Here is a 24,217-nt window from a genome sequence, read left to right as displayed (position 1 = left end):
ATGGCGGTCGGTTGTCACCGACCCCGTTGCTGCTGCACTGCCGTTTGGGTAACCCAGGGCCTGTGAGCACCCGCAACATAACGCGCGGCGTGCTCCGGCTCCGGGGTCGCCTCGGGCAGCCCGAGGCCGGCATCCGCCACGTCGCCAGAGAAGGGTCCACGTTCCATGAGCGCATCCAGCACCATCACCGTGGACGGCAAGGAGATCGAACTGCCGGTCAAGTCCGGCACGATCGGCCCGGACGTCATCGACATCGGCAAGCTCTACGCCAAGACCGGCGCCTTCACCTTCGATCCGGGCTTCACCTCGACGGCGAGTTGCGAATCGAAGATCACCTACATCGACGGCGATGAGGGCGTGCTGCTCTATCGCGGCTACCCGATCGAGCAACTCGCCGAGAAGGGCGACTTCCTCGAGACCTGCTACCTGATGCTGTTCGGTACCCTGCCGACCGCCGCCCAGAAGGCCGATTTCGACTATCGGGTCACGCGCCACACCATGGTGCACGACCAGATGAACCGGTTCTTCACTGGCTTCCGGCGTGACGCCCACCCGATGGCCGTGATGGTCGCCTCGGTCGGCGCGCTCTCGGCCTTCTACCACGATTCGACCGATATCACCGACGAGAGCCAGCGGCTGATCGCGTCGATCCGCATGATCGCCAAGATGCCGACCCTGGCCGCGATGGCCTACAAGTACTCCATCGGCCAGCCCTTCGTGTATCCGAAGAACGACCTCGACTACACCTCGAACTTCCTGCGGATGTGTTACGCGGTCCCGTGCGAGGAGTACGAGGTCAATCCGGTCTTCGCCAAGGCCCTCGACAAGATCTTCATCCTGCACGCCGACCACGAGCAGAACGCCTCGACCTCGACCGTGCGGCTCGCCGGCTCGTCCGGCGCCAACCCGTTCGCCTGCATCGCGGCCGGCATCGCGTGCCTGTGGGGGCCGGCCCATGGCGGCGCCAACGAGGCGGCGCTGAAGATGCTGATGGAGATCGGCACGCCCGAGAACGTCGGCAAGTACGTCGCCAAGGCCAAGGACAAGAACGACCCGTTCCGCCTGATGGGCTTCGGCCACCGGGTCTACAAGAACTACGATCCGCGCGCCCGGATCATGCAGAGCACCACGCACCAGGTCCTCAAGGAACTCGGCAAGACCGAGGATCCGCTGCTGCACGTCGCCATGGAGCTGGAGCAGATCGCCCTCAAGGACGAGTACTTCATCGAGAAGAAGCTCTACCCGAACATCGATTTCTATTCGGGCATCACGCTCAAGGCGATGGGCTTCCCGACCGACATGTTCACCGTGCTGTTCGCGGTGGCGCGCACGGTCGGCTGGATCGCGCAATGGGCCGAGATGATCGAGGACCCGATGCAGAAGATCGGCCGTCCGCGCCAGCTCTATGTCGGTCCGGCGCAGCGCGACTACGTGCCAGTCGACGAGCGCGGCTGAGCCGCGTCATCGAACCCGAGGCGACACCGGGGGCGGCCCAAGGGCCGCCCCACTTCTTTTCGCCGCCTGGGTCGGCCGTCACGCTCCGTCTCCCCTGCCCGCCGCCCTACGATTGGGCGTCGATCCGCGCCTTCCTGGCGAAACGGGCGATCCTCGGCGTCGAATCGGCGGAGGCCGACGCGCAATCCTACGCACGAACGGTCTGCGTCGGCGGCCGGCCCGGCATCGTCGCGGTCGCGTTCGGCGATGACGCACTGCACGCGACGCTCCGTGGCCTCGACGTAAGTTCCGGGCCGGAGATTGCCGCGCGCCTGCGCCGCCTGTTCGATTGCGATGCCGACCCGGTCGCGATCGCGGCCTGCCTGTCCCGGGACCCTGCCCTGGCCGGGCTCGTGGCGGCCCGGCCCGGATTGCGGCTGCCCGGCGCCTGGGACCCGTTCGAGACCGGCTGCCGGGCGATTTTGGGCCAGCAGGTCTCGGTCCAGGCCGCGATCCGACTCGCCGGAAAGCTCGTCGCGGCTTTTGGGACGCCGCTGGCGGAGCCGGCGGGCAGCCTGACCCATGTCTTCCCGACGCCGCCTCAGCTGGCCGAAGCCGACGTGGCGCTGGCTCTGAACATGCCCCGCGCCCGCGGCGCGGCGATCCGGGCGCTGGCCGCCGCCGCGCTGGCGGACTCGGACCTGTTCGATCCGGCCGGGACCCTGGAGGAAGCGGTGCTGCGCTTCACGGCGATCCGCGGGATCGGACCCTGGACCGCGCAGTACATCGCCATGCGGGCCCTCAAGCTGCCGGACGCCCTGCCGGTGGGGGATGTCGGCCTGTTGCGCGCCCTCGAGACCGCCACCGGCCGCCCCAGCGCGGCCGCACTCCTCGCCCGGGCCGAGGCCTGGCGGCCGTTCAAGGGCCTACGCGGCCCAGCACCTATGGGCCGCCGATGAAGCGGCCGTGAAGGGGCGGTGAGGCGAGCGGTGGGCTTCCTTTTCCCCATGGTCAGGCCGGGCTAACGTTAGGGCCGGCCGGGGGGCCTGGTTGATGTCGGAACTGGACGAGGAAGCGCGCGACAAGCTTGTCGAGAACGAACGCATCAAATTCTCTGCCAGCTATGCCAACGGCCTGGCTGTCGCGATCTTCGGCGTGGGCGGTTTCGCACCGTTCATATCGACCGCCCTGTCGGATCGCCCGCATTTCGCGCCCGTACTCATCGCGATGGCGGTTTGCTGGATCAGGAGTGGCGCGCCATACATTGGAGCGTGCGGCACGCGCTTCGGGATCATCGCCCATGACGACATCCCAGTTCCTTCTCCTGCTCGCGGTGCCATTTGGCGGCGGCGTGCTGGCCTTCGGCGCGCTCTGGCTCGGCCAGCGTTCGCACAGAGACGGGGTCTGTCCCACCCGCGCCCTCATCGCTGAGGCGCCCGAGCGTAGCAGAAGCCTCGAAGGAGGCCTCCAGCCAGCCGCGCGATCCCGAGAGTTCTCCTTCGAGACTGCTGTGCAGCACCTCAGCGATGAGGAGGCGGGTTGGAAGCCCGTCACAATCTCGCTTCGCTCACCGCCCGAACCGCTCGAATTTCGGAAAGCTGCGCGCCATCATCAGGCCGACCTCGCCGCGGTGACCCAGCCATTTCTCGAGAACCGACGCGTTGGCGAGCCGCCCCTCCGGTGAGCCGTCCTGCCAGGGGAGACCATCGGCCAGGCGGAAGACGTGCGCGTCGGTGAGCCCGCCGCTGCGGCAGCGCTGGAGCCGGACGCCCTTGCCGCGGGCGAGTTCGGCCACCTCCGAGATCGGGAAGACCAGCAGCAGTTTTTCCGTGTTCACCACCGCCACGTGGTCGCCGTCGGCGGGGACGAGCACCACGGCCGTCGCGTCGCCGTCCAGGCCGAGCACGCCCTTGCCCTTGCGGGTGTTGGCCACCAGCGCGTCGGAGGGCGCCACGAAGCCGCGCCCGTCCGAGCCCACGATCAGCAGCTTGGTCTCCGGCTTGTAGGGCAGCGCGGCCACCACTTCGGTGCCGTCGTCGAGATCGACCATCAGCCGCACCGGATCGCCGAATCCGCGCCCACCGGGCAGCTTCGACGCCTCGATGGTGAACACCTTGCCGTTCGAGGCGAGCAGCAGGATCTTTTGGGTGGTCTCGCTCGGGAAGGCGATCTTCAGCCCGTCGTCACCCTTGAACGCCACCCCCGACAGGTCGGCGACGTGGCCCTTGAGCGCCCGGATCCAGCCCTTGGTCGAGACGATCACGGTGATCGGCTCGCGCTCGACCAGGGCGGCGGTGAAGTCGATGCCGCCGACATCCGGCGGGCTCGCGAGCGTCGTGCGGCGCTTGCCCAGCTTGGTCTCCGGTCCGAAGGTCTTCTTCACGGCGCGGATCTGGGCCTGGATCGCCTTCCACTGTGCCGGCTCGGAGGCGAGCAGCGCGTCGATCTCGGCCTTCTCGGCGGTGAGCGCGTCCAGCTCGCGCTTCAACTCCATCTCTTCCAGCTTGCGCAAGGAGCGCAGGCGCGTGTCGAGGATCGCGTTGGCTTGGATCTCGGTCAGCTCGAACCGCGCCATCAGGGCCGGCTTCGGCTCGTCCTCCTCGCGGATGATGCGGATCACCTCGTCGAGGTCGAGATAGACGATCAGCAGGCCGCCCAAGATCTCCAGGCGTCTATCGATCTGCCCGAGGCGGTGGCGCGAACGGCGCTGCAGCACCACGCGGCGATGGTCGACCCATTCCCGCAGGCACTCGGTGAGCCCGATCACCTTCGGCACGAGGCCGCCGACCAGGACGTTGAGGTTGAGCGGGATGCGCGCTTCCAGCTCGGTAAGCCGGAAGAGTGATTCCATCAGGATCACGGGATCGACTGTGCGCGAGCGCGGCTCCAGCACAACGCGGACGTCCTCGGCCGATTCGTCGCGCACGTCGGCGAGCAGCGGCAGCTTCTTCTCTTGGAGAAGCTCGGCCATCTTCTCGATCAGCCGGCCCTTCGGGATGCCGTACGGGATCTCGGTGACGATGATGTTCCAGGTGCCGCGGCCGAGATCCTCCTTGTGCCAGCGGGCCCGCACCCGGAAGGCGCCGCGGCCGGTCCGGTAGGCTTCCGTGATGGACTCGGCCGAATCGACCAGGATGCCGCCGGTCGGGAAATCCGGCCCCTGGACGAAGCTGTTGAGCTGCGCAGAGGTCGCCCCGGGATGGCTGATCAGGTAGAGCGCCGCGTCGCACAACTCGGCGGCGTTGTGGGGCGGGATCGAGGTCGCCATGCCGACCGCGATGCCCTGGCTGCCGTTGGCCAGCAGGTTCGGGAAGGCGGCCGGCAGAACCACCGGCTCGTCCTTCTCACCGTTGTAGGACGGGCGAAAATCGACCGTGTCCTCGTCGATCCCGTCGAGCAGCAGCCGGGCGACCTCGGTGAGCCGGGCCTCGGTGTAGCGGTAGGCGGCCGGGCCGTCGCCGTCGATATTGCCGAAATTGCCCTGCCCGTCGACCAGCGGATAGCGCTGCGCGAAGTCCTGGGAGAGCCGCACCAGGGCGTCGTAGATCGCCTGGTCGCCGTGCGGGTGGAAGTCACCCATCACGTCGCCGACGATCTTGGCGCATTTCTTGTGCGCGGTGTTCGGGTCGAGGCGCAGCAGCCGCATGCCGTACAGGATGCGCCGGTGCACGGGCTTCAGCCCATCGCGGGCATCCGGTAGCGCCCGGTGCATGATCGTGGAGAGCGCATAGGCGAGGTAGCGCTCTTCCAGCGCGGATTTCAGCTCGACGCTCTCGATCCCGTCGCCGGACGGCGGCTCGAAGGGCTGGCCCATGACGGCTCCTTAACGTTTCGACTTCGGTGCCGATTCACGATCCGTCATTCCGGGGCCGCGAAGCGGAGCCCGGAATCCAGACGCGCCGCCGGTGCCGGACCTAGCGGACAGCGCCGCGTTCCTCCGGTTTGGCATGGCGGCTCTGGATTCCGGGCTCGCCTGCGGCGCCCCGAAATGACAGTCCGTGAGGCAAGAACGGAACGCGAACATTACTCGGCCTCGCGACCGAGCGCAACGAATCGCGCGCGCTCCTCCGGCACGGCGAGGCCGCGCGGACCCCAGACGTGCCGGTCGAGGAAGTATCCCGTCAAGGTAAACCCTTGGGCAACGCCGTCGGGCCCCGGGGATCCGCCCGCGTGTAGGAAGGTCGGCAGCGCCAGCAGCCGATCGCGAAACGGCTCCCCCGCCGAGGCGCTGACCGCCCGGCCGCTCTTCGGCGACACGTAGGCCAGGGCGTCGTTGCCGCCGGTCGCCGCGCAGGCGGTCAGGTCGAGGCCGAAGCCGAGTTCAGACAGGATCTCCAACTCGAACCGTACCATCAGGGGCGGCGCGACGGCCGGGTCGTCGAGGTGTTCGACCAGCACGCCGGCCGCCTCGTAGAGTGCCGGATGCGGATCCCGCTCTGGCAGGAGCCGCAGCAGGGCCGCCATGTGGCAGAGACCGTAGAGCGCGATGCCCGACCCGATCATCCGCGAGACCTGGGATTCCAGCGGCTCCACGGTGTAGGCGCCGAGCCCCTCGTCGAGCCGCGCCCGCCAGCTCAGCCGGACCCGGTTGCCGGGCTGGAGCACCGGCTGCATCCGGCGCGAGCGTCCGCCGTGCACGAGGCCGAGATGGCGCCCGTGGGATTCGGTCATCGCTTCCAGGATGACGCCGGTCTCTCCGTGCCGGCGCAAGCCGAGCACCAGGGCGTCGTCGGTCCACTGCATCGGGTTCCCATGACCGGTGGGCGTGGCGCGGATCGGCAAGCACCGGCGATCCGCAAGAGACCGCCATATAAGCGCTCCTCGGCTGCCACGCCGCCCTTGCGCGCCGGCGGCGCGGCTTTAGCGTGGCCGTGAAGGAATCACGCCCATGCGCCGCGCCGCAGTTCCGGCTCTTGTCCTGGCCCTGACGCTTACCGGGGCCCTGGCCGCCCCCAAGGCGGCGAAGCCCACCGCCGAGGATGCGACCTCCCCAGCCTTGAAGCAGCGGATTGCCGCGCTCGCCCTGAAACAGGTCGATTTCGGTTCGGTCTCGCTCCTGCCGGTGCGGTTCGCGGGCAGCCGGCTCGCAGGGCCGATCGAGGATGGCGGCCGGACGATCTACTGCGTGTCGAGCCGGATGAGTGGCCGGACCTTCGGCAAGCCCGAGCGGCCCAAGGCGGTGATGCGCTACGCCGCCGACCGGCTGGACGTGATCGACGACGACGAGGTCTGCACCGGCCATCGCAGCCAGCCGTTCCCGGAACTCGACGCCCTGGGCAACGCGCGGTGAGCCGGCCGCGTTGACCGCCATGCCCTCGACACGCGCGCGCACCCTCGACCTCAGCCTCGACCTGATCGCGCGTGCCCACGCTACGCCGGTCCCGGACGATCCGAGCGCGCTCGACCTGCTCAGCGACGCGGAACTGCGTCCCGGTCTCGAAGAGATCACGGCCGGGCGGGAGGGGCATGACCTCTGGGTGTTCGCCTACGGGTCCCTGATGTGGCGGCCGGAATTTCCGGTGGCCGAGAGTCGGATCGGGACCGTGCGGGGCTTTCACCGCCGGTTCTGCCTGCTCCAGCGCCGGTTCCGCGGCACGCCGGAGCGGCCGGGTTTCGTCCTGGCGCTGGATCGCGGCGGCCTGTGCAAGGGCGTCGCGTTCCGTCTGCCGGGGACGGAAATCCGCGAGGCGCTGATGCCGGTCTGGCGGCGGGAGATGCGCGGCCGCGGCTACGTCGCCCGCTGGCTGCCGGTGGCGACCGAGGCCGGGACCGTCTCGGCGCTGACCTTCCTGGCCAACCGTGCCAACGAGCGCTACGCGGGCCGTCTCTCGGACCCGGACATCGCTGACAAGATCGCGGCCGCCCGCGGGCATGCGGGGCCGAGCGCCGAGTACCTGTTCCGGACCGTCGAGGCTTGCGAACGGCTCGGGATCCGCGACCGCCACCTCTGGAGCCTGCAGGCCCTCGTGGCCGCGCGGCTCAAGGCCAATGCAGCGCGGCAATGAGCTTCACGACCAGGCGCGCTTCATCGCGATCACCACCCGGCCGCCGGCATGCTCGGTATCCGGGTTGCGCGGCTCGCGGATACCCGGCGCCCGCCCGGTGGTGAGATAGACGACGAGGGTGAGGGCGAGGAGGATCTTGGTGCGCATTGCAACGCTCAGGGTTGAGCGAGCGTGCATAGGATCGATCGGTTTTTACGAAGTTGCTGCCAGGCTCACAGGCTGTGGTTGTGGGCAGTTCCATGGATCGTGGTGAACGAAGCGTTGCTGGTCGGCCGCGTTCGCCTTAGGTACGCTACCTTCTCGCGTCCCTGGCAGCACGTCTTAGTTCCTTGAAATCGCATGGCGATTCCGAAAGACGGGATTCGACTTTCACGCCTCATGCTTTATGCCGCCGGCCCAGGATCTCCCGGGGCGAGGACAGGATGCGGCTGCGGATCGGTGTGGCTCTGGCGATTCTGGTGGTTGCGGTCGCGGTACTGGCCGCGGGCCCCTGGCCCCGCGGCTTCCGGCTGTTCGACGTCCTGACCGGGGGGACGCCTCTCCTGCCGGACGGGTCGCGGCCGGTGGCCGGCGCCAAGGAACTCGCCGGCAACGCCACGCTGGGCGCCGGACAGCGTCCGGCGACCCTGCGGCTCGCCTGCGACCCGGCTGGGGTCGGCCTGTCGGCTGTCCTGACGGTCCAGCGGTTCACGGATTTGGCGGACGGGTTCGATGTGTCCGGCCTCGACGGAAGAGGGCCGCCGCTCACCAGCATCCTGGTATCGAGCGCCGGGAGCGTCCGCTCCGTGCGGATGGCGGCGCAAGGGGCTGTCTCGACCGATCCCGACAAGCAGGCCAGCCTGACGGTCACCGGCGCCCACCGGGGCGAGGATCCATTGCGTGGCATCGCCCTGGCGCTTGCCCAGCCTGGTACCCGGATCACCTGGACGCAGGCCAGCCCGCGCGCCGGGGACCAATCCCTCGTGGCGAGCTTCTCGGTGGCGGAGAGTGATGCGGCAGCATTGAAGGCCGCGCTGAACAGCTGCCTCGCGGTGCCGTAACGGCGCTTGGCACCGACCGCGACATGCGAACCAGGCGTCGGGCCCAGAAAGACGCCGGGCGTTTGGATCTGGAGCCAAGCTGACAGCGGATGTCTGCGAGAAGCCGCGTGCGCTGACAGTGTACTCCGCCGTCGAACCCGCAATGTCCGTCGGGCGCTCTGGCGGCAAGACGCGCAAGTGTGCGGTCTGGGATCGAACGATCGTTCCCAGACCGCAATGCCGAATGAGCTGTCCGGCGGGTGGAAGCAGGACGGCTCGACGTCCTGCTCCAAGCAGAAGAAGACGCCTCACCCTGTTCGGTGTGGCCTGCAGAACGGCTTGGCGCCGGGAAACGGCCCCAAGCGGAGCGAAATCAGCGCCCTTTCTTGTAGAGCTTGCTGGCGATCTCGAAGATTTCTTCCGGCGCGTAATCCGGCGCGAAGGCGCCGTAATTGCCGTCGAGTTCCGGGATCTTGCCGCCCTCGGGATAGCCATCGACCACTTCGAGGTTGCCCGGCGGATCCCCCGGCAGCGCCACCTCGTCGTTCGACCAGACGCCGGCAGCTTCCTGATAATCCGCTTCGCTGAACGTGTAGAGGCGCCGGTGCTTGCCCTCGTCGAGGTATTTCTGACACTCAGGGACCCGCGACAGGTCGATGTTCGGGGTCGGCAGCATCTTCTCGATCTCGACGCCGGTGAGCTTCTTCAGGGCCAGCGCGTAGGCATGAGCATGCAGCGAGCCGCGGACCAGAAGATAGGCACAGACTTCCCGGCCGGTCGGCTCGGACATGGTCTCGTAGACCCGCAGCTTGTGGATGCGGGCGCCGCATTCCAAATGGAAGTTGTGCAGCAAATCGATGATCAGGTTACCGGTCGTCGTGACCATGTCCATGTTCCAGGACGCGGCGTTGGAATTCATCGGCATGGCGCCGCCGCCATTCGCCAGGAAGCTGCCGGCGAGGCGGACATCCTGCATCTCGGCAAACGGTGCCTTCGAGATGTCGACGTCCTTCTTCGGGTTGCCGGGACCATTGTTCAGCATGGCGATGCCGGTCGAGACGAGTTCGACGTGCCCGATCTCTTCGGCGAAGATGCTCGACACGAGGCTATAGAACGGCCGGAGTTTGGTCTTGTTGCGGAAATTGAAGCTCTGGAACATGTAGTTCCCGAGGGTCGACATCTCGCCGTACTTGCCACCGAGCAGTTCCTGCAAGGCGGCGGCTGCGTTGGGCTCGGGCTTTTTCGGCTCCGGCAGCTCCGTCAGCAGACGGTCGATCTTCATGAACATGCGGGCGGCTCCGTTTGCGCGAGGTGCGCATGGAACCTACCGGCGAGGGACATACATGTTCCTGCCAGCGACCGAGCTTCTTTTGCCGCCCACGCGGGAACGTTTCAGCTCCGGGAGCTCGATGGCCGGGGAAGAAAATTCTAAGGGCGGCGTCGCTGTACCGTCGGATCGTTGACAACCGCAACAGGTAAATTCGGCCGGATCAACCGCGTTCCTTGAGCATGCCGCCGACGTTTGGCGCTGCCCTGAGGTCGCGGCGCCACGCTGCTTCGCCGGCCCCTTTTGCAGCACGATGGAACCCCAGACCTCGAGCTGCGTGCGGTTCCTGAACCAAGATATCATCGATCTGTACGCCCGCGTGCCGGTCGGCCGCGGGCGGTGGTGCTGGCGGCAAGCGGTTCTGCGGCGAGCTAGCTCACCTCCACCTGCACCACCCCCGGCACGGTCCGGAGCAGGCCGGCGAGCTGGGGGGAGGCCTGGAATTTGCCCGGCAGCCGGATCTCGACCTCGCGGCCGCCGCCGTCGAGCTTGAGGATCAGCGAGACCTCGCTCTCCCCGCGCATCGACAGCCGCTGCTGCACCGGCGCGACCCCGCGCGGGTCGCTCAGATGGATGCGGATGCCCTTCTGGTGGCGGGCGACCGCGTGGTCGAGGGGTTCCGCGGTCAGGATCCGGGCGCGCACGTCCTCGCCCTCCAGGTTCGCCTGAAGCTGGAGCACCAGGGGCCGGCCCGGTTCGAGGATGTCGCGGTACTGGCCGAGCCCTTCGGAGAAGATGATCGCCTCGAAATGGGCGGTCCGGTCCGACAGGGTGACGATGCCCATCTTGTTGCCGGTCTTGGTCCGCCGCTCCGCCCGGTCGAGCACCGAGGCGGCGACCCGGCCGACGCTGCTGGTCCCGGCCCGCACCGAGCGGCAGAAATCGGTCCAGCTCTGCACCCGCAGCTTGTCCAGCAGGTCGCCGTACTCGTCGAGCGGGTGGCCCGAGACGAAGAAGCCGATCGCCGTGTATTCGCGCTTGAGGGTGTCGGCCATCGGCCAGACCTCGTGCGGCGGGATCCGCAGCGACACGTCGTCCGCGACCACGCCGCCGAACATGTCGGTGACGCCGGTGGAGGCGGCCTCTGCGGCGCTGGCCGCGAGCTTCATCATCGGCTCGACCGCCGCGAAGGCCCGGGCCCGGTCGGGCTCGATGCAATCCAGCGCCCCGGCCTGGACCAGGCTTTCCAGGGTACGCTTGTTGATCATCCGCGGGTTGAGCCGGCGGGCCAGGCAGGCGAGGTCCTTGAACGGGCGGTCGCCCCGGGCCTCGACCAGCGCCCGCACCGCCTCCCGGCCGACGCCCTTGATGGCGGCGAGCGCGTAGAAGATCTTGCCGTCGCGCACCTCGAACACCTCGCCCGAGGTGTTGATCGAGGGCGGCTCGACCGTGATCCTGAGGCGCTGCGCGTCCTGGCGGAATTCGGCGAGCTTGTCGGTGTTGTCGATGTCGAGCGTCATGGCGGCCGCCAGGAACTCGACCGGGTGGTTCGCCTTGAGGTAGCCGGTCTGGTAGGTCAGCAGGGCGTAGGCGGCCGCGTGACTCTTGTTGAAGCCGTAATCGGCGAACTTGGCCAAGAGGTCGAAGATCTCGTTGGCCTTGGCCTTGGCCAGCCCGCGCTCGACGCAGCCCTTGAGGAACCGGTCGCGCTGCGCGTCCATCTCGGCGCGGATCTTCTTGCCCATGGCGCGGCGGAGCATGTCGGCCTCGCCGAGCGAGTAGCCGGCCAGGACCTTGGCGATCTCCATCACCTGTTCCTGGTAGACGATGATCCCGAAGGTCTCCTTCAGCATCGGCTCCAGCTTCGGATCCGGGTACCAGGACGTCTCGTTGCCGGCGTCGCGGCCGAGCTTGCGCTCGCAATAGACCGGGATGTTGGCCATCGGGCCCGGCCGGTAGAGGGCGACGAGGGCGATGATGTCCTCGAACCGGTCGGCCTGCATCTCGCAGAGCGCCTTGCGCATGCCGGCGGATTCCACCTGGAACACCCCGACCGTCTCGCCCCGGCCCATCGGCGTGTAGGTGTTCTTGTCGTCGAGTGGCAGTGAGGCAAGGTCGATCTCGATGCCGCGCTGCTTGAGGAGGTCGGTGCAGCATCGCAGCATCGTCAGGGTTTTCAGTCCCAAGAAGTCGAACTTCACCAGGCCGGCCTGCTCGACCCACTTCATGTTGAACTGGGTGACCCGCATCCCGGTCTTCGGGTCTCGGTAGAGCGGCACCAGCTCTTCGAGGGGCCGGTCGCCGATCACCACGCCGGCCGCGTGGGTCGAGGCGTGGCGGTGCAGGCCCTCGAGCTTCTTGGAAATGTCGATGAGCCGGGCGACGATCGGCTCCTCCTCCATGGCCTGCTGGAGCTTGGGCTCGCCCTCGATCGCCTGGGCGAGCGTCACCGGGTTGGCCGGGTTCTGCGGCACCAGCTTGGTCAGCTTGTCGACCTGCCCGTAGGGCATCTCCAGCACGCGGCCGACGTCGCGCAGCACGCCGCGGGCGAGCAGCGTACCGAAGGTGATGATCTGCCCGACCTGTCGCTCGCCATAGCGCTGCTGCACGTAGCGGATCACGCGCTCGCGGCCCTCGACGCAGAAGTCGATGTCGAAATCCGGCATCGAGACGCGCTCGGGGTTGAGGAAGCGCTCGAACAGCAGGCCGAAGCGCAGCGGATCGAGGTCGGTGATCAGCAGCGACCAGGCCACCAGCGAGCCGGCGCCGGAGCCGCGGCCGGGGCCCACCGGGATGTCGTGGTCCTTGGCCCACTTGATGAAGTCCGAGACGATCAGGAAGTAGCCCGGGAACTTCATCGTGACGATCACGTCGAGCTCGAAGGCGAGGCGCTTGCGGTAATCGTCCTCCGAGAAACCCGGCGCGGTGCCGTGCTGCTTCAGCCGCAGCTCCAGCCCGGCTTCGGCCTGCCGGCGCAGCTCGGTCGGCTCGTCGGCCACCACCGCCTGCACGGGGGCGTCGGCCGCCTCCGCCAGGGCCTCGGCCATGGGCGGTGTCTCACCCGCCGCCACCGAGCCGAAATTCGGCAGGATCGGCTTGCGGGTCCGGGCCCGCACGGCGCAGCGCATGGCGATCTCGACCGTGGCCTGGAGCGCGTCCGGCAGGTCGCTGAACAGTTCGCCCATCTCGGCGCGGGTCTTGAAGGCGTGGCGCGGGGTCACCCGGCGCCGACGCTCGTCCGACACGAGCCGCCCGTCCGCGATGGCGAGCAGCGCGTCATGGGCGTCGTAATCGTCGGGCTTTGCGAAGAACGGCTCGTTGGTCGCTACGATCCCGAGACCCTGCCGGCCGGCGAGGTCGAGCAGCGCCGTCTCGATCCGCCCCTCCTCGGGCGAGCCGTGGCGCTGGATCTCGATGTAGAGCCGGTCCTCGCCGAAGGCCGCTTTCAGCTGCTTGAGGCGGCTCAGCGCCAGCTCCGGCCGCCCGGCCCGGAACGCCGCGACGAGGGGACCCGACAGGCCGCCGGTGAGTGCGATCAGGCCGGCCCCGGCCTCGGCGAGCGCAGCGGCCTCGACCCGGGGCGCCTCGCCGAGCGCGGTGTCGAAATAGGCGCGGCTCGCCAGCCGCAGCAGGTTGGCGTAGCCGGTCTCGTCCTGCGCGAGCAGCACGACGCCGTGGCTCGTCGGAGCCGTGCGCTGGTGCGGGTCGGCCGCCTCGAACGCCACCGACAGCTGCACGCCGGCGATCGGCTGGACACCCTCCCCGGCCGCCTTCTCGGAGAATTCCAGAGCCCCGAACAGGTTGTTGGTGTCGGTGAGCGCCAGCGCCGGCTGCCGGTCCGCGACCGCGGCCTTCACCAGGGAGCCGACCTTCAGCGCGCCTTCGAGAAGGGAATAGGACGAATGAACGTGGAGGTGGACGAATCCGACCTCCTTGAGCTGGCGTGGCATGGCCGACCTTGATCCGGGGTCGTCCAACATCCCCGCTCGGCCTTGCCAAGTCGATGTATGGCGGAGCCGAACGTGACGATATCCACCGGTCGTGCTTCCGGCGCACCAGGTCGGGCGCGCTGTGTGGATAATCGGCTCGGACGGATCGAATGCCTGTGTATAAGCCACTCCGGGGCCGGAACTCGGCCCGGATGTGAAGAGCCCGGCTAACGAACCGGTGCCAACGCTATCGCCCAGGCAGCGACCGCCGCGAACAGCATCCCGAAGGCCATGAACTCGACCACCCCGGTCAGGACCAACCGCTTCAGCATCGTCGCGCCTCCCGTGTTCCAGCTCCATTATGTTCATGTTTTGTTCTGAAGATAGAGGCGGGGCCGATGCGGCGCCTGCGGCTTTACATCATAGTAAACAAATAGTGGCTTGATGGAGATCGGGCGGGCTGCCATGTCCTCGCCTATCGGGACGTTCGTTATTTGACCGGGGGGGGTCGAGGGAGCAGGCTATTCCCGCGCAACACATTGGGGATCGGATCCAGGTCGCGCTGGTGGCCGTCGGGACGCACGGCGACGTGCTGCCGTTCATCGCGCTGGGCCACATGCTCCTGGCCCGCGGGCACGGCGTCACCTTGGCCGCTCCGGCACCGTTCGAGGCGATGGCGCGGCGCGCGGGCCTGTACTTCCAGCCCCTCGGCACGGCCGCCGACTACGAGGCCGTGATCGGCCAGCCCGAACTCTGGCATCCGCGCTGGGGCTTCCGTCCGATGTTCGATTTCGCCCTGGGTGTGGCGGAGACGACGTGCCTCTGGCTCGGGGCCACCCGGGCGCGCGGGGTCGATCAGATCGTGGTCGCCTCGCCTCTGGCCTGGGGCGCGCGGCTCGCCCAGGAACTCTACGACATCCCGGCCGCGACGCTGCACGTGATGCCGTTCCTGATCGAGAGCCGGTCCGATCCGCCCAGGCTGCCGGGACTGCCGCTGCCGCGGATCCTCCCGGCGGCGTTGCGGGCCTGGCTCAACCAGGGCGCCGACACGGTGGCGGTCGGCCCGTTCACGCTGCCGCCCCTCAACGCGTTGCGTCAACGCCTCGGCCTCGATCCGGTGACCCGGCTGCGGCATTGGTGGAACAGTCCGACCCGCATGCTTCTGATGTTCCCGGATTGGTACGCCGCGCCCCAGGCGGACTGGCCGTCCCAGGCGGTGCAGCTCGGCTTCCCGCTGGTCGACCGGTTCGGCGACGTGCCGGCGATGCCGGCGGAACTCGAGACCTTCCTGGCCGAAGGCGACGCGCCGATCGTGTTCACCTACGGCTCGGCGATGCGCCAGGGCGCCGCGTTCTTCGAGACCGCTCTGGAGGTCTGCCGGCGGATGGGTCGACGTGGGGTGCTGCTCGCTCCCCAGGACGGCCAGATCCCGATGCCACTACCGCCCGGGATCATCCACCTGGCCTACGCGCCGTTGAGCGCGTTGCTGCCGCGCAGCGCCGCACTGGTCCACCACGGCGGCGTCGGGACGGTGGCGCAGGCCCTGGCTGCGGGCATCCCGCAACTCGTCGTCCCGGTGGCGTTCGATCATTTCGACGAGGGGCGGCGCCTGAAGGACCGGACGCTGGGCACCACCTTGAGCCGCCACGCCTTCCGTCCGGCCCGGGCCGCCCGGGTCCTGGAACGGCTGCTGGCCGACCCGGCGGTGACGCGCGCTTGCGCCCAGGCCAAGGCGCACTTGGCCGAGAGCCCCGACGCGATCATCGCCGCTTGCGACCGCGTCGAAGAGCTGGCGTTTCTTACGGTCGAGCGCGGACCCGGCCTGAAGGTCGCAGAGGCCGGCCGCCGATGAGGGCTCGGGGCGACTGGAAGGCATAGCTCCGCTGAGTCGATGGCTTTGCCGGCCTTCAGGGGCTTCGCGACATCCGGAAATCACGGATCCGCGGTGCTTGGCCCGACGGTGCGGCGAGCCACGCGCGCCGCTGCTTGATCAGCGCCTTGAGCCGTGCGCGTCGCGGGTTCGACCGAACGCAGTCGCAGCCGTCGAGGTCCGTCGGCTCGCAGCTGAGGATCGATGCCACCATCACCGCGATCGCGAGGATCGCCAGCGCCGCGAGGGGCCAGGCGAGGCCGAGCCCGACCAGCGCAGCGATCGCAAGTTTACCGGCCAGTGAGCCGACGATCTTGGCTTTAATCAGGACGAGCAGGGTGCAGCCTCCGCCGCCTCCGCCGCGCAGGGCCCGGACGATCCGCTTGCGGAACCGATGCTGCGCGGCGAGGGCTTCCAGGCGTCGCAGCTGCCGGCGAACCCGCGCGATCCCCGAAGAGACCGGGTCCGAACGGAGGTTGGTACGCGATTGATCCATCACCGGCCCTCCCGGTTCTCGTTCGATCTGCCTCTCCTCGATGTCTAGCGCGACCGTACGAACCGGTCGACAAGACCGATCCGGGCAAGGCTTGCTCCGGCGGCTCAAGGCCATGATTTGGACGACGGACCGGAGCAACACGGCGTTGATCCGACGATCCTGATCCGGAGGTTGCGGTGATCCGCCTGCTGTCGAGTGTCATGCTGCTGGGATTGATTCAGAGCGCCCAGGCCGCGGATTACATCGTGGATTACCGGGACCGCGGCTTCCGGGATGCCGAACCCTCGGTGGCGCCGGACGAGCGGGCCCGTCTCGCGCAGGTCATGGCCGAAGAGGCTCCGCAAGCCCTGCGCACGGAACTGGGGCCCAACTTCGTGGTGCTGGGGGCTGCCGCCGGTGCGTTCACGCGGCCCGGCAGCCGCGAGCGCACCTATCTCGTTCAGCGGACGGCGCCGGTGGCGAGCGAGCCGTTTCCGAATGCGGTGGCACCCGTCCTCGTCGTTCTCGGCGACGGCGCGAAGGCGCACTTCTTCCGCCTGCCCAAGGACGTCCAGTATCAGCGCCTCGCCGCCGCGGTCGATGCCGATCGCGACGGACGCAGTGACGTGCTGCTCGAATCCGGCTTCTACAACATGGGTGAGAGCGTCACGGCGCTCACCGCGGTCAAGCTCGATCCGGGCAGCGGGCTGGCGACGCCGGGCCAGGTCATCCGGGATGTCTTCACCGACAGCTGCGACGGCGGCACGGCCCGCAAGAGCCGGACGGCGTCGACCCTGTCCCTCGACGCGGCGGGACAACTCGTCACCCGGCGCTACCAGCTCCCCTGTCGATGAAGGATCCCGAGCGTCTCGGGATGCCGAACGGCCGAGATTCCGCGAGCCGCGCCCTCAATCGAGCGGCGTGATCAGCCCATCGCGGATCGTCACCCGGCGGTCCATGCGGGCGGCGAGCTCCAGGTTGTGGGTCGCGACCAGGGCCGCGAGGCCCGAGGCCCGCACGAGCGACATCAGCACCGAGAACACGTGGCCGGCGGTACCGGGGTCGAGATTCCCCGTGGGCTCGTCCGCCAGGAGCAGCCGGGGGCCGTTGGCCACCGCGCGAGCGATGGCGACGCGCTGCTGCTCGCCCCCCGACAGCTCGGCCGGGCGGTGCGGCAGGCGGTCCTTGAGGCCGAGGAAGCTCAGCAGCTCGGTGGCGCGGGTCTTCGCCTCGCCACGGCCGAGGCCGCGGATGAGCTGCGGCATCACCACGTTCTCCAAGGCGGAGAACTCCGGCAGCAGATGGTGGAACTGGTAGACGAAGCCCATCTCCTCCCGGCGCAGGCGTGTGCGCTCGTTATCCGGCATCGCGGCTGTGGGCCGGCCGCCGATATAGACCTCGCCGCCGTCCGGCCGCTCCAACAGGCCGGCAAGGTGCAGGAGCGTCGACTTCCCGGCGCCGGAGGGCGCCACGAGGGCAACCAGCTCCCCGGGCCAGATCGCGAGATCGGCCCCGCGCAGGATATCCAGGGCTCCCTCGGCCTGCCGGTAGCGCCGCTCGACGCGGGCGAAGAATAGGGCCGGCACCGGCGGGCTGCCGGCGGGCTCGCTTGCGTCACTCATGGGATGCGGACCGTCAGCCGTAGCGCAGGGCCTGCACCGGATCGAGCCGGGCGGCACGCCAGGAGGGATAGAGCGTCGCCGCGAGCGACAGCAGCAGAGAGGTGATCACCACGGCGGTGATCTCCTTCGGGTTCATCTGGGCGGGGATCTCGGCGAGGAAGCGCACGGTCGGGTCCCAGGCGCCGGGAAACAGCACGCGCTGGATCGGCTTGATGTTCAAGGTGATGAGCACGCCGAGCCCCAGGCCGCTCAGGGTCCCGACCAAACCGATCAGCGCGCCGTTGATCAGGAACACCCGCATGATCGTGCCGGGGGTCGCCCCCATGGTGCGCAGGATCGCGATGTCGCTGGACTTGTCGCGCACCAGCAGGATCAGGCCCGAGACGATGTTGAGCGTCGCGACCACGACGATCAGGCTCAGGATCAGGAACATCACGTTGCGCTCCACCTCGAGCGCCCCGAAGAAGGTGCGGTTGCGCTGGCGCCAGTCGGTCAGCAGGATCGGGCGCTCGGCCGCCATCTCGAGGGGCTCGCGCATGTCGCCGACCTGATCGGGGTTGTCGACGTAGATCTCGATCATGCTGACGTCGCTCTCCCGGTTGAAGAACGCCTGCGCCTCGGTCAGCGGCATGAACACGAAGGTCTGATCGAACTCGGTCATGCCCACCTCGAACACCGCCTTGACCGCGTAGCTCTTGGTCCGGGGCGCCGTACCGAAGGGCGTGGACGACCCCTTGGGCGTGACCAGCGTGATGTTGTCCCCGGCTTGAAGCCCCAGGGAATCCGCGAGCCGTCGGCCGATCAGGACGCCGGTGCCGTCGTCGAACCCCTCCAGCGTTCCGCCGCGGATCGCGCTGGAGACCGCGGCCAGCGCGTCGAGGTCGGCGGCGCGCACGCCGCGCACGATCACGCCGGAGCCGCCGAACTGTGACGAGGCGAAGGCCTGGCCTTCCACGAGCGGCACCGCGGCGCGCACGCCCGCCACCTTCGACAGGCGCTCCGACAGGTCGACCCAGTCGTTGAACGGGCGGTCGATCGGCGTGGCGAACAGGTGTCCGTTGATGCCGACGATCTTGGAGAGCAGCTCGGCGCGAAACCCGTTCATCACCGAGAGCACGATGATCAGGGTGGCGACGCCCAGCGCGATGCCGAGGACGGAGAAGAACGCCACCACCGACACGCCGCCACCCCGGCGCCGCGCCCGCAGGTAGCGGCCGGCGATGATCCACTCGAACGGCGCGAAGGGGGCCGTCCCTTCGCGCAAGGAGGCCGCGAAGCCCCTCACCCGGTCGATCGCCGCTGCTCCAGTCATCGGCCTAGCCCTAAGCACCATTGGCTGCGTTGTCGCCGCTCGAACGGCGAAAATGATGCCTAAACACGGATTGAAGCAGAATTGCCGCCGGCAATTTGGCCGGCCGCCGCGCTGGCGCCGCTTGGCGGGTCAGACGCGGCGGATCCGGGCCAGCAGATCGACAACGGCGAGGCTCTCACGCTCGCCGCCGGCACGCCGCTTCAGCTCGACCTTGCCCTCGGCCAGGCCCTTCGGCCCGACGATCACCTGCCAGGGCAGGCCGATCAGGTCGGCCGTGGCGAATTTCGCGCCCGGCCGCTCGTCGCGGTCGTCGTACAGCACGGACAGGCCGGCCGCCTCGAGGTCCGCCTGGATCTGCGCGCAGGCGGCGTCGGTGCCGGAATCGCCGACTTTGAGGTTGATCAGGGCCACGTCGAAGGGTGCGACCGAATCCGGCCAGATGATGCCGGCCTCGTCGTGGCTGGCCTCGATGATCGCGGCCACCAGCCGGCTCGGCCCGATGCCGTAGGAGCCCATATGGACCGGCCGCTCGATCCCGTCCGGCCCGGTCACCTTGGCACCCATCGGCTCGGAATACTTGGTGCCGAAATAGAAGATGTGCCCGACCTCGATGCCGCGGGCGGCGAGGCGGTCGGCCTCCGGCACCTCCGCGAAGGCCTCCGGCTCGTGGATCTCGTCGGTGGCGGCATAGTGCGACGTCCAGGAATCGACGATGCCCTGCAGGCTCGCGACGTCGTCGAAATCCACGGTCTCGGGCGGGGTCTCGAAGTCGAGATAGGCGCGGTCGCAGAACACCTCGCTCTCGCCGGTCTTGGCCAGGATGATGAACTCGTGGGACAGGTCGCCGCCGATCGGGCCGGTGTCGGCGCGCATCGGGATCGCCCGGAGGCCGAGCCCCGCGAAGGTGCGCAGGTAGGCCACGAACATGCGGTTGTAGGCGTGGCGTGCCCCGGCCTGGTCGAAGTCGAACGAATAGGCGTCCTTCATCAGGAACTCGCGGGAGCGCATCGTGCCGAAGCGCGGCCGCACCTCGTCGCGGAACTTCCACGAGATCTGGTAGAGGTTCTTGGGCAGGTCCTTGTAGGACCGCACGCTGGCCCGGAAGATCTCCGTCACCATCTCCTCGGCGGTGGGGCCGTAGAGCATCTCGCGGTCGTGCCGGTCCTTCAGGCGCAGCATTTCCTTGCCGTAGGCGTCGTAGCGCCCGGATTCCCGCCACAGCTCGGCCGATTGCACGGTCGGCATCAGGATCTCGATGGCGCCGGAGCGATCCTGCTCGCGACGGACCACCGCGCAGACCCGCTCCAGCACCCGCAGGCCGAGCGGCAGCCACGCATAGATGCCGGCCGATTCCTGGCGCACCAGGCCGGCGCGCAGCATCAGGCGGTGGGAGACGATCTCGGCTTCCTTGGGCGTCTCGCGCAAGGTCGGCATGAAGTAGCGAGACAGACGCATGTTTTCGGGGGCTTGTCTTCGGGGAGTTCGGCCTGGATCCGGCCGGGAGGCACCGAGGCGCCCGGGCACACAACACGCCGGGGACGCAAATTACAAGCACCGTCGGCCGACAGGGCGCGCAATCGGGCCGCGGCATTGGAGGCCGGGCCGACCGAGCCCGGTGCCGCAATAGGAATCGAACTGCCCATTTGCCGGCAAGAAAGCGCAGATTTTTCTCGCACACCCGGTGACAACACGAATTGTTGTTCCTATAAGCGGCTCGTGATGTTTGCGACGCCCGCAAGAGGTGGCGCAGGGTCCGAGTCTCGGGAGGAAAACCGACCGCCACGCAGGCAATGCGTAGGATAATCAAAGGTCGAGCCACTGCAGCTTGAAAAGCAAGGCCTCAGGCCTTGCTTTTTTTGTTGTTCAGCATCCTTCGCCGCGCACGACCCGATCTTCCGGCACGCTGCCGGGCGTGGAAGGTGCCGTCGTTTGCCCTGCCTTCAAGGCACGTTGCAGACCTGTGGCAAACGGCACGCTGTGAAGAGCGGTGAAAGCGCGGACAAGTCGATGGTTTGTCGACTATTCGACTTTGGCGGCGCAAGCCATTAACCCGCAACGTCTTTTCGCGGTGCATTGTGGTCCGGACCTTACGGGGTGGACCCGCCATGCACTTCCAGATCCGCCAAGCCGAGCATCTCTGGTCCTGGGTCCTGCTCAACGAGGCCGACGAGACCGTCGCCGAGTCGTCCCGGACGTTTCCCTCGGCCGCGCAGGCCTCGGCGGCCGCCCTGGCCTTCGCCCATCTGGTGTCCCGAGCCGGCAAGTCGCTGACGGTGCGGTCCTCCTCCGGGACGCTGCTGTAGTACCTGAGCCGGTTTCGTCCCGACCCGCGGTTCACCGGGCGGATCGATCGCCGCGCGCCCGTCCGCCCACCTCCGGATATGCGACATCGTCCCCACGCGCCTGCGGCGCCGGGGGCATGGCCCAAGAAGTCTCCTCACGCTGGACGCGGGACGCCGCGGGAACCCAGGTGACGGCCAAGTTACGCCCGGGATCCGATCCCCGCGGCGACCCGCGGCATCGGACGGGCATGGTCCCCGGCCGGTGCCGTCTGTCTCGTCGCGATGTCTGTGCGACCTGCCGATCCCCGCGACTCCGTGTTCGCGGTCACTGCTCATGACGCCCAAGCCGCAATCGCAGCCGAGACGCCCCCGGAACCCGCATCACCGCCGTGGCCTTCCACCCGACATCCGCCTCGTAGTGGGCGGGTCCGCAGGTTTCTGAGGGTCACGCCCAGACCCGGGTCGCCGCGGGGGCATTTCCGCACCCCGCCGGGCAGACTGCCGCCCGATCTTCACGCCCGCATCCGAGACACGCCCTGCATCGGCACGCCGCCCGGGGCGATGGCGGCTGAGAGCCACCGACGCGGGCACCGCCCCGTCCCCCGAGCCCGCCGGTCAGCCACCGGACGGACCCCCGAGGAGCGCCGCGGGATCGCTCCCGAAACGCCGAAGGACAGGTGACGGCTAATGAGCACAAAGTAGGAACATTGTCAAGGGCGACATGCCGGTCGATGAGTGTGCGTCTTCATGCGCCGAGACGGGATCCCACGTTTGGTGCCGTCCGCAACGGTTGGGGAGCGGTCGGTCCGCTCGAGGCTGCGGTCGATGAGAGGCCGACGTTCGAAGACCTGTCTCTCCCGCAGGGCGGCTGTACTTCGCGCCCGCCGCAAGCTGCTGATATCGGGTGAGCCCTGTAGGAAAGTCGCCTCCTTTACAACGCGCGCGTTTGCGTCTCTCTTGCACCCCGTACTCGCCGACGACGGTCAATAACAAACGGGGATGCCAACCCCGGACCATGGGGATGAGACAATGCTGGATCAGGGATCAACCCACCGGGAGTGGGCCGATCTGATCACGGAGGGGATCGCCGAAGCGGCGTATGTCCGGGAGGGCTATGCACGGCGAAGATCCGCCGACGAGGCACGGCACCGAACCCTGGCGCTCGGCCGCATCGTTCAGACGGACATCATCCCACGGCTCATGCTGATCGATCGCGGCGGGAGGGAGGTCCGGTCGGACGTCCTGCCGAAGCTGGAAGCGGAAACGGTCGCGGGCTTCACGGATCTGATCCTCGGGCACGACGTCACGGCCCCCAAGAACGCCTTCACCGCCCTGACGGCCAAGGGATATTCCGTCGACGACCTGTTCCTCGACCTGTTGGCACCCTCGGCGGCCCTGCTGGGACGCATGTGGGACGACGACCTGTGCGACTTCATCGAGGTCACGGCCGGCCTCGCCCAACTCCAGTTCCTGTTGGCCACGTTCCGCACGGACGGAGGCGTCGCGCCCTACGATAGCGGGCGGCGCATCCTCCTGATGGGAGCACCAGGCGAACTCCACACCTTCGGCTTGGCCATCGTCGAACAGTTCATGCGGAAGGCCGGCTGGCATGCGGATTGCGCGCTTGCCTCCAGCCCCGAGGAGATCGCCGCTCTCGTCGCCTCGGAGTGGTTCGGCGTCGTGGGTCTGACGCTGAGCCGGGAGAGCCATCTCGATCAGCTCGCCGCCTCGATCCGGGCGGTACGACGGGCGTCGCTCAACCCCTCAATCGGCGTCATGGTCGGGGGACCCGTCTTCCTCGAGCATCCCGAATACGTCGAACGGGTGGGCGCCGATGCCTCGGCGGTCGATGCCCCCACCGCGGTTCTGCTCGCACAGAGACTGCTCTCATCTGCCTTCGAGCTTGCGAACGACCGACCGTAGATTTCTCTCTATCGATCCGAACCAATCGGACGGCCTGATAGGATCCAGCAGCAATGTCTGTCGTTCAGCTCATCTATGCCTCGCGCCCATTTGGGTTCGACCAAGCGATGCTCAATGGCATCCTGTCGCAATCGCGGCGATGCAACGCGCGAGATGGGATCACCGGCGCCCTCATTTGCAGGGCCGATGTCTACATGCAGTTGTTGGAGGGCTCGGCCGAAGCGCTGGATGCCACCTATGCTCGGATCTTGCGCGACGACCGGCATTTGGAGATCAGGCGATTGTCCTATCACCCTGTGACGGACCGGTTATTCCCAAGCTGGGCCATGCGTGACGATCCGGCCCGATCTTGGATGTGGTCACAGGCTGACGTCGCGAACGGAGCGATAGATAAAGCCACTCCTTTGCAAGCTCTGAAAGTATTCGAGCGGCTTGCGGCCGAACCCGAACGCGATGACGCGCCTTACGACTCATGAACCTTTGAGCGAATCACAAAGTATGGCTCCTGACCGAATTGGATCGACGGCGCCCTGTATATCTGGGCACTGGTTCGATTGAATTTGAGCCTTGGTCATACTGCCACAGATGAAGCGAGCTTACTGATGTTCGACGAATACGGAATCCCGCGCGGCGTCGAGTTAGATGAAGCTGCGCTGCCCAAACTCTACCACTTTGTCTATTGTAGTCGCGCCGCCGAGGGCGTTGATGACGCCGAAGTCTCCCGCATCGTCGAGACGGCCCAGCGCAACAATTTTGCGCACGGCATCACCGGGGTGCTGGTTTTCGGCAGCGGCGTCTTCTTTCAGTGGATCGAGGGGCCGGCCGCCAAGATCCAGAACCTGATCGCGATTTTGCATCGCGACGAGCGGCATTATGACATCGTTTCGCTGAGCCAGAGCGAAGAAGAGCGAGAGCGTCTCTACCCGAACTGGGACATGGAGAAGGTCGAAGCCGAGGATATCCGTCTCGTGCTGGAAGATGCACTCGAAAACGCAGACGATAAAAACAATCGCGCGACGCTGACGCGTATCCTCGAACAACTCGATGCGGGCCCACTTGGTCGAGGTTGATCGGGGCCC

At 67.9% G+C, this 24,217-nt stretch carries 21 protein-coding genes and 1 pseudogene; 13 read left to right on the top strand and 9 right to left on the bottom strand.

Translation table 11 applies throughout. The features are described 5' to 3' along the window. Positions 1-165 precede the first annotated feature (165 nt). The 3 genes from gltA to MFF40_RS23660 all read left to right on the top strand — a co-directional run bounded on the left by gltA (position 166) and on the right by MFF40_RS23660 (position 2,865). Positions 166-1,455 (top strand): citrate synthase, encoded by a 1,290-nt coding sequence (gene gltA / locus MFF40_RS23670; protein ID WP_147856624.1) that lies wholly within the window; start codon positions 166-168, stop codon positions 1,453-1,455. Beyond that, positions 1,350-2,393 carry a DNA-3-methyladenine glycosylase family protein gene (locus MFF40_RS23665; protein WP_378996358.1) on the top strand — a complete coding sequence of 348 codons (1,044 nt, stop codon included), beginning with the start codon at positions 1,350-1,352 and terminating at the stop codon, positions 2,391-2,393. The genes gltA and MFF40_RS23665 overlap by 106 nt, the downstream gene beginning before the upstream one ends. Positions 2,394-2,487: 94 nt before the next feature. Beyond that, positions 2,488-2,865: a hypothetical protein gene (locus tag MFF40_RS23660; protein ID WP_238262470.1), complete on the top strand. Its 378-nt coding sequence runs from the start codon at positions 2,488-2,490 to the stop codon at positions 2,863-2,865. 136 nt (positions 2,866-3,001) lie between these two features. On the opposite strand, the gene parC is transcribed toward MFF40_RS23660, so the two are convergent. After that, complete coding sequence (gene parC / locus MFF40_RS23655; RefSeq protein ID WP_147898067.1) at positions 3,002-5,248, bottom strand: DNA topoisomerase IV subunit A; 2,247 nt, start codon at positions 5,246-5,248, stop codon at positions 3,002-3,004. Between the two features lie 209 nt (positions 5,249-5,457). Continuing rightward, positions 5,458-6,177, bottom strand: a complete 720-nt coding sequence (gene recO / locus MFF40_RS23650; protein ID WP_147898068.1) for a DNA repair protein RecO — start codon at positions 6,175-6,177, stop codon at positions 5,458-5,460. 145 nt (positions 6,178-6,322) lie between these two features. On the opposite strand from recO, the gene MFF40_RS23645 reads away from it, so the two are divergent. Then, positions 6,323-6,724 (top strand): hypothetical protein, encoded by a 402-nt coding sequence (locus MFF40_RS23645; protein WP_147898069.1) that lies wholly within the window; start codon positions 6,323-6,325, stop codon positions 6,722-6,724. Positions 6,725-6,743: 19 nt separating this feature from the next. Further along, entirely contained in the window at positions 6,744-7,439 is a 696-nt protein-coding gene (locus MFF40_RS23640) for a gamma-glutamylcyclotransferase (RefSeq protein ID WP_147898070.1), read from the top strand. Positions 7,440-7,442: 3 nt separating this feature from the next. Here the strand turns inward: MFF40_RS23640 and MFF40_RS23635 are convergent, their stop codons facing one another. Continuing rightward, on the bottom strand, positions 7,443-7,586 hold the full coding sequence (locus MFF40_RS23635) for a hypothetical protein (RefSeq protein WP_162886512.1): 144 nt from the start codon (positions 7,584-7,586) through the stop codon (positions 7,443-7,445). Between the two features lie 275 nt (positions 7,587-7,861). On the opposite strand from MFF40_RS23635, the gene MFF40_RS23630 reads away from it, so the two are divergent. Next, positions 7,862-8,479: a hypothetical protein gene (locus tag MFF40_RS23630; RefSeq protein ID WP_238262468.1), complete on the top strand. Its 618-nt coding sequence runs from the start codon at positions 7,862-7,864 to the stop codon at positions 8,477-8,479. Between the two features lie 352 nt (positions 8,480-8,831). Here the strand turns inward: MFF40_RS23630 and MFF40_RS23625 are convergent, their stop codons facing one another. Further along, positions 8,832-9,746: a manganese catalase family protein gene (locus MFF40_RS23625; protein ID WP_147853587.1), complete on the bottom strand. Its 915-nt coding sequence runs from the start codon at positions 9,744-9,746 to the stop codon at positions 8,832-8,834. Positions 9,747-10,035: 289 nt separating this feature from the next. Between MFF40_RS23625 and MFF40_RS29090 the strand changes: the two are divergent. Continuing rightward, positions 10,036-10,160 (top strand): annotated as a pseudogene (locus MFF40_RS29090) (L,D-transpeptidase); the annotation flags it as partial. Here MFF40_RS29090 and dnaE read toward each other — a convergent pair. Next, positions 10,157-13,675, bottom strand: a complete 3,519-nt coding sequence (gene dnaE, locus MFF40_RS23620; RefSeq protein WP_238262466.1) for a DNA polymerase III subunit alpha — start codon at positions 13,673-13,675, stop codon at positions 10,157-10,159. The pseudogene MFF40_RS29090 and the gene dnaE sit on opposite strands and share 4 nt — an antisense overlap. Before the next feature lie 529 nt (positions 13,676-14,204). Between dnaE and MFF40_RS23615 the strand changes: the two genes are divergently transcribed. Beyond that, positions 14,205-15,506: a glycosyltransferase gene (locus MFF40_RS23615; RefSeq protein WP_147898073.1), complete on the top strand. Its 1,302-nt coding sequence runs from the start codon at positions 14,205-14,207 to the stop codon at positions 15,504-15,506. 55 nt (positions 15,507-15,561) lie between these two features. Here the strand turns inward: MFF40_RS23615 and MFF40_RS23610 are convergent, their stop codons facing one another. After that, positions 15,562-16,128 (bottom strand): hypothetical protein, encoded by a 567-nt coding sequence (locus tag MFF40_RS23610; RefSeq protein ID WP_238262464.1) that lies wholly within the window; start codon positions 16,126-16,128, stop codon positions 15,562-15,564. Positions 16,129-16,196: 68 nt separating this feature from the next. Here MFF40_RS23610 and MFF40_RS23605 point away from each other — a divergent pair, with 68 nt between their 5' ends. Continuing rightward, complete coding sequence (locus MFF40_RS23605) at positions 16,197-16,853, top strand: hypothetical protein (protein ID WP_147898074.1); 657 nt, start codon at positions 16,197-16,199, stop codon at positions 16,851-16,853. Between the two features lie 54 nt (positions 16,854-16,907). Here MFF40_RS23605 and MFF40_RS23600 read toward each other — a convergent pair whose 3' ends face one another. The 3 genes from MFF40_RS23600 to proS all read right to left on the bottom strand — a co-directional run bounded on the left by MFF40_RS23600 (position 16,908) and on the right by proS (position 20,388). After that, entirely contained in the window at positions 16,908-17,621 is a 714-nt protein-coding gene (locus MFF40_RS23600) for an ABC transporter ATP-binding protein (RefSeq protein ID WP_147898075.1), read from the bottom strand. A 13-nt stretch (positions 17,622-17,634) separates the two neighbouring features. Next, a complete protein-coding gene (locus MFF40_RS23595; RefSeq protein ID WP_147853592.1) occupies positions 17,635-18,933 on the bottom strand; it encodes a lipoprotein-releasing ABC transporter permease subunit in 1,299 nt (432 codons plus the stop codon). Positions 18,934-19,062: 129 nt separating this feature from the next. Further along, the gene (gene proS, locus MFF40_RS23590; protein WP_147898076.1) at positions 19,063-20,388 is read right to left on the bottom strand and encodes a proline--tRNA ligase; all 1,326 of its coding nucleotides are present in this window, start codon (positions 20,386-20,388) and stop codon (positions 19,063-19,065) included. A gap of 650 nt (positions 20,389-21,038) precedes the next feature. Between proS and MFF40_RS23585 the strand changes: the two genes are divergently transcribed. The 4 genes from MFF40_RS23585 (at position 21,039) to MFF40_RS23570 (ending at position 24,208) form a co-directional block, all read left to right on the top strand. Next, a complete protein-coding gene (locus MFF40_RS23585) occupies positions 21,039-21,236 on the top strand; it encodes a hypothetical protein (RefSeq protein WP_147853594.1) in 198 nt (65 codons plus the stop codon). 1,008 nt (positions 21,237-22,244) lie between these two features. Beyond that, positions 22,245-23,138, top strand: coding sequence for a cobalamin B12-binding domain-containing protein (locus MFF40_RS23580; RefSeq protein ID WP_147898077.1), 894 nt, complete (start codon positions 22,245-22,247; stop codon positions 23,136-23,138). A 53-nt stretch (positions 23,139-23,191) separates the two neighbouring features. Further along, on the top strand, positions 23,192-23,614 hold the full coding sequence (locus MFF40_RS23575; RefSeq protein ID WP_147853596.1) for a BLUF domain-containing protein: 423 nt from the start codon (positions 23,192-23,194) through the stop codon (positions 23,612-23,614). A gap of 126 nt (positions 23,615-23,740) precedes the next feature. Further along, positions 23,741-24,208: a BLUF domain-containing protein gene (locus MFF40_RS23570; protein ID WP_147898078.1), complete on the top strand. Its 468-nt coding sequence runs from the start codon at positions 23,741-23,743 to the stop codon at positions 24,206-24,208. Positions 24,209-24,217 lie beyond the last annotated feature (9 nt).

Source organism: Methylobacterium mesophilicum, assembly GCF_022179445.1.
GTDB lineage: Bacteria > Pseudomonadota > Alphaproteobacteria > Rhizobiales > Beijerinckiaceae > Methylobacterium > Methylobacterium mesophilicum.
The sequence above is the reverse complement of the archived record's forward strand: the minus strand, read 5'-3'. Positions and strand labels throughout refer to the sequence as shown.

What these genes read in the sequence shown, in the direction of transcription:
- proS (WP_147898076.1), bottom strand. Translation starts at nt 20,388, where the DNA reads ATGCGTCTGTCTCGCTACTTCATGCCGACCTTGCGCGAGACGCCCAAG.
- dnaE (WP_238262466.1), bottom strand. Translation starts at nt 13,675, where the DNA reads ATGCCACGCCAGCTCAAGGAGGTCGGATTCGTCCACCTCCACGTTCAT.
- MFF40_RS23595 (WP_147853592.1), bottom strand. Translation starts at nt 18,933, where the DNA reads ATGACTGGAGCAGCGGCGATCGACCGGGTGAGGGGCTTCGCGGCCTCC.
- MFF40_RS23640 (WP_147898070.1), top strand. Translation starts at nt 6,744, where the DNA reads ATGCCCTCGACACGCGCGCGCACCCTCGACCTCAGCCTCGACCTGATC.
- MFF40_RS23635 (WP_162886512.1), bottom strand. Translation starts at nt 7,586, where the DNA reads ATGCGCACCAAGATCCTCCTCGCCCTCACCCTCGTCGTCTATCTCACC.
- MFF40_RS23585 (WP_147853594.1), top strand. Translation starts at nt 21,039, where the DNA reads ATGCACTTCCAGATCCGCCAAGCCGAGCATCTCTGGTCCTGGGTCCTG.
- MFF40_RS23600 (WP_147898075.1), bottom strand. Translation starts at nt 17,621, where the DNA reads ATGAGTGACGCAAGCGAGCCCGCCGGCAGCCCGCCGGTGCCGGCCCTA.
- recO (WP_147898068.1), bottom strand. Translation starts at nt 6,177, where the DNA reads ATGCAGTGGACCGACGACGCCCTGGTGCTCGGCTTGCGCCGGCACGGA.
- MFF40_RS23645 (WP_147898069.1), top strand. Translation starts at nt 6,323, where the DNA reads ATGCGCCGCGCCGCAGTTCCGGCTCTTGTCCTGGCCCTGACGCTTACC.
- MFF40_RS23570 (WP_147898078.1), top strand. Translation starts at nt 23,741, where the DNA reads ATGTTCGACGAATACGGAATCCCGCGCGGCGTCGAGTTAGATGAAGCT.
- parC (WP_147898067.1), bottom strand. Translation starts at nt 5,248, where the DNA reads ATGGGCCAGCCCTTCGAGCCGCCGTCCGGCGACGGGATCGAGAGCGTC.
- MFF40_RS23625 (WP_147853587.1), bottom strand. Translation starts at nt 9,746, where the DNA reads ATGTTCATGAAGATCGACCGTCTGCTGACGGAGCTGCCGGAGCCGAAA.
- MFF40_RS23665 (WP_378996358.1), top strand. Translation starts at nt 1,350, where the DNA reads ATGGGCCGAGATGATCGAGGACCCGATGCAGAAGATCGGCCGTCCGCG.
- MFF40_RS23575 (WP_147853596.1), top strand. Translation starts at nt 23,192, where the DNA reads ATGTCTGTCGTTCAGCTCATCTATGCCTCGCGCCCATTTGGGTTCGAC.
- gltA (WP_147856624.1), top strand. Translation starts at nt 166, where the DNA reads ATGAGCGCATCCAGCACCATCACCGTGGACGGCAAGGAGATCGAACTG.
- MFF40_RS23630 (WP_238262468.1), top strand. Translation starts at nt 7,862, where the DNA reads ATGCGGCTGCGGATCGGTGTGGCTCTGGCGATTCTGGTGGTTGCGGTC.
- MFF40_RS23580 (WP_147898077.1), top strand. Translation starts at nt 22,245, where the DNA reads ATGCTGGATCAGGGATCAACCCACCGGGAGTGGGCCGATCTGATCACG.
- MFF40_RS23660 (WP_238262470.1), top strand. Translation starts at nt 2,488, where the DNA reads ATGTCGGAACTGGACGAGGAAGCGCGCGACAAGCTTGTCGAGAACGAA.